The organism is Bifidobacterium kimbladii (assembly GCF_032193675.1).
In the GTDB taxonomy this organism is placed as follows: Bacteria; Actinomycetota; Actinomycetes; order Actinomycetales; family Bifidobacteriaceae; genus Bombiscardovia; species Bombiscardovia kimbladii.
Window position 1 is genome coordinate 1 of record NZ_JASTZZ010000010.1, and the last position, 9,777, is coordinate 9,777.

The 9,777-nt window shown below is 61.3% G+C and carries 5 protein-coding genes; all 5 read right to left on the reverse strand.

What is annotated here, in order from left to right; all coding sequences use genetic code 11:
- Positions 1-1,348 (reverse strand): InlB B-repeat-containing protein (locus QRX41_RS08305; RefSeq protein WP_313839941.1); only part of this gene is annotated, 1,348 nt, incomplete at its 3' end.
- A 175-nt stretch (positions 1,349-1,523) separates the two neighbouring features.
- Positions 1,524-1,673 carry a hypothetical protein gene (locus QRX41_RS08310; RefSeq protein WP_313839942.1) on the reverse strand — a complete coding sequence of 50 codons (150 nt, stop codon included), beginning with the start codon at positions 1,671-1,673 and terminating at the stop codon, positions 1,524-1,526.
- Between the two features lie 503 nt (positions 1,674-2,176).
- A complete protein-coding gene (locus QRX41_RS08315) occupies positions 2,177-5,407 on the reverse strand; it encodes an RCC1 domain-containing protein (protein WP_052692739.1) in 3,231 nt (1,076 codons plus the stop codon).
- A 190-nt stretch (positions 5,408-5,597) separates the two neighbouring features.
- On the reverse strand, positions 5,598-5,744 hold the full coding sequence (locus tag QRX41_RS08320; protein WP_313839945.1) for a hypothetical protein: 147 nt from the start codon (positions 5,742-5,744) through the stop codon (positions 5,598-5,600).
- Positions 5,745-6,271: 527 nt separating this feature from the next.
- Complete coding sequence (locus QRX41_RS08325; RefSeq protein ID WP_313839947.1) at positions 6,272-9,484, reverse strand: RCC1 domain-containing protein; 3,213 nt, start codon at positions 9,482-9,484, stop codon at positions 6,272-6,274.
- Between the last annotated feature and the right edge of the window lie 293 nt (positions 9,485-9,777).

The following is a 9,777-nucleotide window of genomic DNA, read 5'->3' on the forward strand; positions in this document are numbered from 1 at the left end:
GCTGGTCGACCGTGTACGCAAGGCTCCTGGCGAAAGGCTGCCCGTCCTGCCTGCCAGTGATAAGGATGGCGGCTTGTCCCGGCTTGCGGGCGGGCATGCCCGCCCGCCACGAGTCGTTGTACTTAGTAAATTTGAGCAGCTGGCCGTCCAGACTGACTGATTTCAAGGTGGGGGCGTTGCTAGTGTCGAGCTTGGCTGGCTTGCCGGGCTGGCCCTGCTTATCCAGGCTCCAGGTGAACATGCTGCCCTGCCTGCTGATGGTGGTGATCCTGCTGCCGACCTTGACGGCCTGCTCGTACTGCTGGCTTCCGTCGTCCACGCGGGTGGGCTTGCTGCCGGGCTTCCAGGCCCAGACGTGGCCGTCCTTGCCGACGATGATGGCCTGATCCTCGTTGGCGGCGATCCGGCTGGCCTTGGCGCCGTCCGGCAAGCCGACTGGGGTCACGCTTGCCTCGCTATCGGCCAGGTACCAGGGCTGTCCCTTTGAATCCAAGAGCAGGAATCCTTTACTAAAGGCTTGGACTTGGACGGTGCGCATTTCGGTGTCTTGTTTGATGTGTACAGGCTTGGCTTTTCTGGTGTTGCTCGTGTCCCAGGTCCAGGTCTGCCCGTCCGCGTCCACTATGAGAGCCTGGCTGTTGGAGGCGGCGGCGGTGACGGCTTGTGCCTGTCCGGGTAGGTTTAGCGTCGCCTGCTCAGCGGGTTTCGGGTTCAGGTCCTGGTTGCCGGGCTGGCTGGTTTGGAAGACGTGGACCTGTCCCTGCCGGTCCACCGCCAAGAGCCAGTCATCGTTCAGGCTGATGCTGGTGAACCCGGCATCCTGGCCGGTGCCGAGAATCGTGGTTGTGGCCTCTCGGCTGGTCCAGGTGTAGAGGTGCTGGTCGGATCCGAGTGCGGCCTGCCGTCGGCTGCCGGCTGCAACCTGCAGGTAGTGGAACCCGTCGGCGGCCTGGGCGGGGGAGGGAACCTGCTTGGGTGTGCCGTCTTGTGCCCAGACGTAGATACGGCCGTCGCCGGTCAAGCTGACTAGCTGCTCTCCTGTGGCTTGGACACTGACAAATTGAGGTTCTTGAGTTTTGGGCGGGCTGATAGTCAGCCGGGCTCCGGACGCGGGCCCATGGTCCGGGCTTAGTGTCCAGTCTGTGGGCTTCGTCCACTGGGCTTTCAGGGTCGTGTCCTGGAGGATGGGGGTCTGGAAGTCAAAAGGCTGCCCATCATGAGTCCATCCGTTGAACCGGAAGCCTTCACGTTGAGGATTCTGCTGCGGGGGAGCGGCGAGGGTGCCGGTCTTCACAGTTGACTGAGTGGGTTTGCTGCCGACGGCCGGGTCGAAGCGCACTGTTTGCACGGCCTGATCACTGGTATCGGATGGCTTAGTTGGAGCGGGTTCTGTGTTGTCCGGACTGCTTGTCTTCAGTGACAGGGTGTCTGGTTTGGGGCTTAATGGTGTGGTGGTTTGTATCGGTGATGGTGTGGGAAGTGGGGTGCTGGTTGCGCTGCTGGGGAGAATGCCGGAGGTTTTGTCAGCTACGCGAGGGGTCTGACGACCCCCCCCCCCCGGTGAGAATAGGAGCATCCGCCGCGTTGGCGGATGCGACGCCCAGGCCTGCCAGCAGGCTTAGCAGGACGGTCATCATCACACAGATGCGACGCAGACGGGAAACCAGATGCATGAAACCAAAACCCCTTCACCAAACACCAAGCGGAACAAATGCCGCCTGCCTACGTAAGTTCTGCCTGTCGGAAAGCCGTGCTGTCTGTCAATGCCAGCCCTGCATCGGATTGCAGGAGCCATGGCGTAAACCAGCCGTCTTCTCGACATCCCCCGCTTTTCACCCTACCACCCGGTCGGCAGACAACACACATACGCTAGAACCAGCCGTCCGAAGACAACGAGTTCGGCAGCTGACGTTACGGAATTATGCCAGGACGGGGAGAACAGGCAGAGGCCAGGCTTGTCCGGGTGGTAAGCCCTGTTGCCTGCCCGGCTGTGTTCATCTCCCTTCCTGGGCGGAAACAAGAGAGGTCTGCCTGTATCCCCACAGGCGGAAGTGTGGTGGGGGCGCGGGAGGGAAGTGTCGGCTCTCTTGGGGATGAGCCTTGATTGACACGTTTCCTCCCTGCTCCCCCCTAAATGGGCCGGGGGCGGGGGGATTGATTCGCCGCCCGGCCGCTCTTACTCGTGCGAAGCGTGAAGCAGTTGGTGTTGTTCCCTCCGGTGGCGGCGTGAGGCCAGCACCGCGCCCATGCCGGTCATGCCGGTGGCGAGGGCGAGCAGGATGCCTTCCCCGCCTGCCCTGGGGAGCACGACTACAAGCAGGTACGTGTATCGGAGGGAGGTGTCGGGCTGCTGGGCTGCGCCGCCCAGCGTGTAGTCCACGCTGACCGTGACCGTGCCCGGCTGGTGTGCGGGCGTGAGCACGCTGACGCTGCTGCCATCACCATGTTTCAGTCCTGTTGCGGGGGTCTGGTCGAATTTGACGCCGGTGATCACCAGTTGCAGGTTGAGCACCACCGGCACAGGAACAAGACTCTGAGCTTTACTGTTATTTTCACCTGTGGGGATGCTGTCGTTGCCGAGCTGGCCATAGGCGTTCCATCCCCAGGCGTAGGCGTTTCCGTTCATGCCGATCGCAAATGAAGAACAATGTCCTGCACTAATTTGCACGGCGTTAAGCCAAGGGCCGGCTGAGCTTGTGGACTGCGAGGAGGCGAACACCTTCACCGGGAGAATCTGGTCGTTCACGGTTTTGTTGCCGAGCTGGCCATAGTCGTTGCGTCCCCATGTCCAGGCGTTCCCACTCGTGTCGATGGCTAGCACATGCCAGCTTCCGGCGCTAATATGTAAAGCTGTCACTGCGCCCGTATTCTTGGAGTATTGCACGCGTACGGGAACAGGATTCGCGCTGAACATTCCGCTGGTGGTGCCGTTGCCGAGCTGGCCATGATTATTACTTCCCCAGGCCCAGGTGTTCCCGTCCTCGCCGATAGCCGATGCGAACCAGCAGCCGGCACTCACCTGTACGGCCTTCAGCCAGGGGCCCGCAGCAGCCGTGGACTTGCCGGTGGCAAACACGCGGCTGGGCGTGGGGTGGAAGATGCTGGTGAAAATAGGATCGTCGCTGGTGTTGTTGCCGAGCTGGCCGTTGGTGTTGTAACCCCACGTGTACACGTAATGGTCCAGGCCGAGGGCCATGTCGAAGGACAATCTGGTGCTGATCTGCACGGCGTGGAGGACGCCGCTCGCATCCGAAGGGTTCTTGACCGTTGTGGGCACGGTCTGCGGACTTGAGCAGTCAGTACTGTATCCTCTGGACATGCTACCCCAGGTGTATACGGTGCCGTCGGCGGCCAGTGCCATGGAGCTCCAGGCTCCTGCGGAGACCTGGATGGCTTTCAGCCCTTCACCAGAGTTGTTCGGCCCGTGCACGCGCACAGGTAGCGACGAATTGGACTTGGTGTTGTTGCCGAGCTGCCCGTGGTCGTTATTCCCCCAAGCGTATACGTACCCGTCGCTGCCGATGGCCAGCGAATGGTGGCCGCCGGCATAGGCCTGCAGGTAGGTGAAATCCGTGGGTGTGCCTGCGGGCTTTGGCACCGGGACGGGCGTGTTCTGCTGGGTGGTCGTGCCGTTGCCGAGCTGGCCGAACTTGTTGTATCCCCAAGCGTAGGCGTTCCCGTCGCTGCCCACAGCCAGCGAATACCCCCTCTCATTGTCGATCATGAATCCTCCGCTGCTGACCTGGCTGAATTTGACTCCTCGGCTAGTGGCTGGCGGGATGATGGTGGTGGTTTCATTGCCCAGCTGGCTGCCCTTGTCCGGGCTGATCCTCCATGTGTTGTTCCTGCTTTCAGTCCACTTGGCGGTCAGGGTGAGGTTGCCGGTGACGGGCTTGCTGAAGTCGTAGGCGACCTCTCCGGTGAACCATCCGTCGAACTGGTAGCCTTGGCGCGTCGGGTCGGGGGAGGGCCGCCGGACTCGCCCGTATGGGTAGGGGACCTGTTGGGATTGTGGTGCCTGGCTTCCTCCGTTCGTTGTGAAGCTTACCGTGTGGGTGGTTTCGGTCTTCGTATCTCTGGTCAGCGTCTGGTCGACTGTATAGTTGAGGCTTCTGGTGAAGGGCTGGCCGTCCTGCCTGCCGGTGATGCTGATGGTGACTGGCCCGGGCTTGTGGGCTGGAGCATCCGTCTGCCAGGTGTCGTTCTTTTTGCTGATTTTCAGCGGCTGGCTGTCCATGCTGGCTGATTCCAGGGTGGGTGCTTGGATGGTGTCGAGTCTGGCTGGCTTGCCTTGATTACCTTGAGCACTTATGCTCCACGTGAATATGCTGCCCTGCGTGCCGATGGCGGTGATCCTGTCGCCGGTAGCTGCGGCCTGCACGTAGCCCTGTCCCTTGTTGTCTGCGCGGATGGGTGTCTTGCCGGGCTTCCAGGCCCAGAAGCGGCCGTCCTTGCCGGTGATGATGGCCTGGCTGTTGTTGGCGGTGATCCTGCTGGCTTGCACGCCGTCCGGTAGGCCGGCGGCTGTAAGACTGGTTGTGCTGTCGGCCAGGTACCGGGCCTGTCCCTTCGAATCCAGGAGGAGGAATCCTCTGCTGAGGGCTTGGGCTTGGACGGTGCGCGTGCCCGGGTCCTGCTTGACGCGTTCGGGCTTGGCACTTCCGGTCTTGTCTGCGTTCCAAGCCCAGGCTTGCCCGCCAGTGTCCACGATGAGAATCCGGCTGGCGGAGGCGACGGCGGTGACGGCCTGCGCCTTTCCGGGCAGGCTAATTGTTTCCTGCTCGTCGGGCTTCGGGTTCTGGCTGTCTTGGAAGGCGTGGATTTGTCCCTGTTGGTCCACGGCCAGCAGCAGGTCATCGTTCAGGCTGATGCTGGTGAACTGGGTGTTCTGGTCGGTGTTGAGGATGGTGGGCGTTGATTGTCTGTTGTACCAGGCGTAGATGTGCTGGTCGGATCCGAGTGCGGCCTGCCGCTGGCTGCCGGTTGCGGCTTGCAGGTAGTGGAAACCGTCGGGAGCCTGAGCGGGGTAGGACGCCTGTTTGGGTGTGCTGCCTTGCGTCCATGTGTAGATGCGGCCGTCGCCGGTCAAGCCGACAATTTGGTCTCCTGCGGCTTGGATGCTGGCGAACTGAGGTTCCTGCCTGTCGGGCGGGCTGATGGTCAGGACGGTTCCGGAGGCGGGCCCGTGGTCCGGGTCCAGCGTCCAGTCCGTGACCTTCGACCACTGGGCTTTCAGAGTTGTATCGTGAAGAATGGGAGTCTGAAAGTCAAAAGGCTGGCCATCATGAGTCCACCCGTCGAGCCGGAAGCCTTGACGTTGGGGATTCTGTTGCGGGGGAGTCGCGTGAGTACCGGTTTGCACGGTTGACTGGGTAGGCGTGCTGCCGTCGTCAGGGTCGAAGCGCACTGTATGCGTGGTTTGATTGTCTGTCTGTTCGGCTGATTTAACCGGAGCGGAGTCTGCGCTGCCGGGTGTTTCCGTCGTCGATGACGGAGTGCCTGGTGTTGCTGGGCTTAATGGTGCGGTGGTTTCTATAGGTGATGGTGTGGGAAGTGGCGTGCTGGTTGCGTTGCTGGGGGAAATGCCGGGGGTTTGGTTAGCTACGCGAGGGGTCTGACGACCCCCCCCCCCCGGTGAGTATAGGAGCGTCCGCCTGAGCGGATGCGACACCCAGGCCTGCCAGCAGTCCCAGCAGGACGGTCATCATCACACAGATGCGACGCAGACGGGAAACCAGATGCATGAAACCAAACCCCTTCACCAAACACCAAGCGGAATCAACACCGCATGCCTATTCAAAGTTCTACCTGTCGGAAAGTCGCCCAATGCTCAAGGTCAGTCCGTGCAACAGATTGCACGAGCCGGAACAAAAGCCAGTCGTTTTCTCGACATCCCCCGCTTTTCACCCTACCACCCAGCCCACAGATAACACACACGAGCCGGGTCAGTCATCGATGACAATGAATTTTTTTGGTTGAGCAAAAGTATTTGTTTCCAGCAATTATCTGGTAATGGGAGCGCGGACGAATGCCGAGCTGACTTGGGGTTCTGTACCCCTTGGTCGGTCTGCTCGAGTTTCCTTCTTCCCATTGCAGAGCCGAGGCGTGCATGCCTGCTCTCAATTCCTGTCAGCATCAGTCGAAAGTAGTGTGGTGGTGGGGGCGCAAGAGGAGTGCCGGCTCTCTTGGGGATGAGCCTTGTATGTGGCATTCCTTCGTGCGCCCCCGTTGTAAGCCGGGGGTGGGGGGATTGATCCGCCTCCGGCCTGTCTTACTCGTGCGAAGTGGGCAATAGCCTGTGCCGTTCTCTCCTGTGGCGGCGCGAGGCCAGGACCCCGCCCATGCCGGTCATACCGGTGGCCAGGGCGAGCAGGATGCCTTCCCCGCCGGCTCGAGGGAGCACGCCTGCAGGCAGATATGTATATCTGAGGGAAGTATCGGGCTGCTGGTGTATGCCGCCCACCGTGTAGTCCACGCTGACCGTGACCGTGCCCGGCACGTGTATTGGCGTGAGCACGGTCACGCTGTTGTCATTGCCATGAGTCAGGCCTGATACGACAGTCCGGTCGAATTTGACGCCGGTGATCACCAGCTGCAGGTTGAACACCACCGGCACAGGAACATATGCATTATAGGTGGTGCGGTCGCCGATCTGGCCAAAGGCGTTGTATCCACAGGCGTATGTGTATCCGTTTGGGCTCACAGCCAGCGAATGATGGTCTCCGGCAATGAACTGTGTGGCTTTTAGTCCTTTGCTCGAGTCGGTGGGGTTGGCGGGGTCGCGCACGTGCACAGGAACAGTTGAAGAGTTGCTGGTGCTGTTGCCAAGCTGGCCAAAGGCGTTGTATCCCCATGCGTAGGCGTATCCGTCGCTGCCAACGGCCAGTGAATGATAGTATCCGCCGCTCACTTGTACGGCTTGCAGTCCTTTGCTCGTATCGTAGGGGTTGGCGGGGTCGTGCACGCGCAAAGGAACAGGATTCGGATAATGAACGCTGCTGTTGTCGCCGAGCGAGCCATTGCTGCTGTCTCCCCAGGCGTAGGCGTATCCGTCGCTGCCCACGGCCAACGAATGATAGGTTCCACAGCTCACCTGTACGGCTTGCAGTCCTTTGCTCGTATCGGTGGGGTTGGCGGGGTCGCGTACGCGTACCGGAACAGACGAATCTGCATAGTAATCGTTGCTATTGTTGCCAAGCCGGCCATATTCGTTGTTTCCCCATGCGTAGGCGTATCCGTCGCTGCCCACGGCTAGCGAGTGCTCGTATCCGGCACTGACCTGCACGTAGGCCAAATCTGCAGCTACATCTGTAGACGTCTTGGGATCGGGTTTCTTCACCATGACCGGCGTAGTCCTGCTGGTGGTTGTCCCGTCGCCAAGCTGACCAGAGCTGTTGTATCCCCACGCGTAGGTGTTCCCATCGGCGCCCACAGCTAGTGAATGATAGGTTCCGCCGCTTACTTGTACGGCTTTCAGTCCTTTGCTCCTGTCAGTGGGGCTGTCGGGGTTGCGCACGCGCACAGGAACAGTCGAATACCCGCCGCTGGTCTTGTTGCCGAGCTGGCCATTGTCGTTGTTTCCCCATGCGTAGGCGTATCCATCGCTGCCCACGGCCAGGGAATGGTAGTATCCGGCACTGACCTGCACATAGGTGAAGTCCGCCGGCAGGTCAGGATACGTTTTGCGATCGGGCATCTTCACCATGACCGGTGTGGTCCGGTTGGTTCTCGTCCCGTCGCCAAGCTGTCCCCAGTCGTTGTTTCCCCATGCGTAGGCGTTTCCGTCGCTGCCCACAGCCAAGGAAAAACCATAGGACTCATAACCGTCGTATTTTGATCCGCTGACTTGGCTGAATCTGATGCCTCGGCTGGTGTTTGGCGGGGCGATAGTGGTGGATTCGTTGCCCAGTTGACTGCCCTTGTCGGGGCTGATGCTCCACTTGTCGTTCCCGCTTTCAGTCCATTTGGCGGTCAGGGCGAGGTTCTTGGTGACGGGCTTGCTGAAGTCGTAGGCGACTTCGCCTATGAACCAGCCGTCGAACTGGTAGCCTTCACGCGTCGGGTCGGGGGTGGGCCGCTTTACCCTGCCGTAGGGGTCTGAGATATTCTGGTCTGCGGGTTTGGGGCTTCCTCCGTCCGCATTGAAGGTGACGGTGTGGGTCGTGCCCTGCTGGTCGTCTCGTGTCAGCGGCTGGTCGACCGTGTAGTTGAGGCTTCTGGTGAAGGGCTGGCTGTCCTGCCTGCCGGCGATGGTGATGGCGGCTTGTCCCGGCTTGCGTGCAGGGATTTCCGCCTGCCAGATGCTGCTGGTCTTGCTGAGTTTGAGCGGTTGGCTGTCCAGGCTGGCTGCTTCGAGGGTGGGGTCGGTGCTGGTGTCGAGTCTGGCTGGCTTGCCGGGCTGACCCTGCTCGTCCAGGCTCCATTTGTATATGTCGCCCTGCCTGCTGATAGCAATGATCCTGTTGCCTGCAGCTGTTGCCTGCACAAACTGCTGGTTCCCGTTGTTCGCGCGTTTGGGCGCCTTGCCGGGCTTCCAGGCCCAGAGGCGGCCGTCTTTGCCGACGATCATGGCCTGGTCATTGTTGGTGGCGGCCGAGCTGGCTTTCATGCCTTCTGGCAGGTTGACGGCAGTGGAATCGGCTGCGGTGTTGGCCAGGTACCGGGCTTGCCCGTCCGCGTTCAGAAGGAGAAACCCCTGGTTGAGGGCTTGGGCTTGGATGGTGCGCATGCCGGGCTGCTGTTTGATGCGTGCGGGTTCGGCTTTTCCGGTGTTGTTCTTGTCCCAGGTCCAGGCTTGCCCGTCTGCGTCCAGGGCGAGGATCCGGCTGGCGGAGGCTGCGGCGAGGACGGCCTGCGCCTGCCCCGGCAGCTTGGTTGTGGTTTGCTCGACGGGCTTCTGGTGCGGATTCTGGCTGCCGGTCTGGCTGTCTTGGAAGGCGTGGACCTGTCCCTGCCGGTCCACGGCCAGGAGCCGGTCATCGTTCATGCTGATGCTGGTGAACCTGCTGCTCTGGCTGGTGTCGAGGATCACGGGTGTCGCTTGTTGGCTGTTCCAGGTGTAGATGTGCTGGTCGGATCCTAATGCGGCATGCCGGCGGCTGCCGGCTGCAACCTGCAGGTAGTGGAACCCGTCGGGAGCCTGGGCAGGAGTGGGAACCTGTTTGGGTGTGCTGTCCTGCGTCCATGCGTAGATGCGGCCGTCGCCGGTCAGGCCGACAGTCTGGTCTCCTGCGGTTTGGATGCTGGCGTAGCAGGGTTCCTGCGGGCTGGGCGGGTTGATGGTCAGCCGGGCGCCGGTGGCGGGCCCGTGGTCCGGGCTCAGCGTCCAGTCCGTGGTCTTCGACCACTGGGCTTTCAGGGTCGTGTCCTGGAGGATGGGGGTCTGGAAGTCGAAAGGCTGGCCGTCAAGCGTCCACCCGTCGAACAGGAAGCCCTCGCGCACTGGGTTCTGTTGCGGGGGAGCGGCGAGCGTGCCGGTTTTCACAGTTGACTGAGTAGGCGCGTTCCCGCCAGCTGGGTCGAAGCGCACTATGTGTGAAGTGTGATCATCGGTATCGGATGGCTTGGTTGAAGTGGATCCTGTGTTGTCCGGACTGCTTGTTGACGATTGCGGGGTGTTTGGGCTTGGTGTCGTGGAGCTCAGTGGCGAGGAAGGTGTCAGCGGTGATGGCGAGGGCAGTGGAGTGTTTTTTGCGTTGCTGGGGAGAATGCCGGAGGTTTGTTTAGCTACGCGAGGGGTCTGACGACCCCCCCCCCCCGGTGAGTACAGGAGCGTCC

What these genes read in the sequence shown, in the direction of transcription:
- QRX41_RS08320 (WP_313839945.1), bottom strand. Translation starts at nt 5,744, where the DNA reads ATGCATCTGGTTTCCCGTCTGCGTCGCATCTGTGTGATGATGACCGTC.
- QRX41_RS08310 (WP_313839942.1), bottom strand. Translation starts at nt 1,673, where the DNA reads ATGCATCTGGTTTCCCGTCTGCGTCGCATCTGTGTGATGATGACCGTC.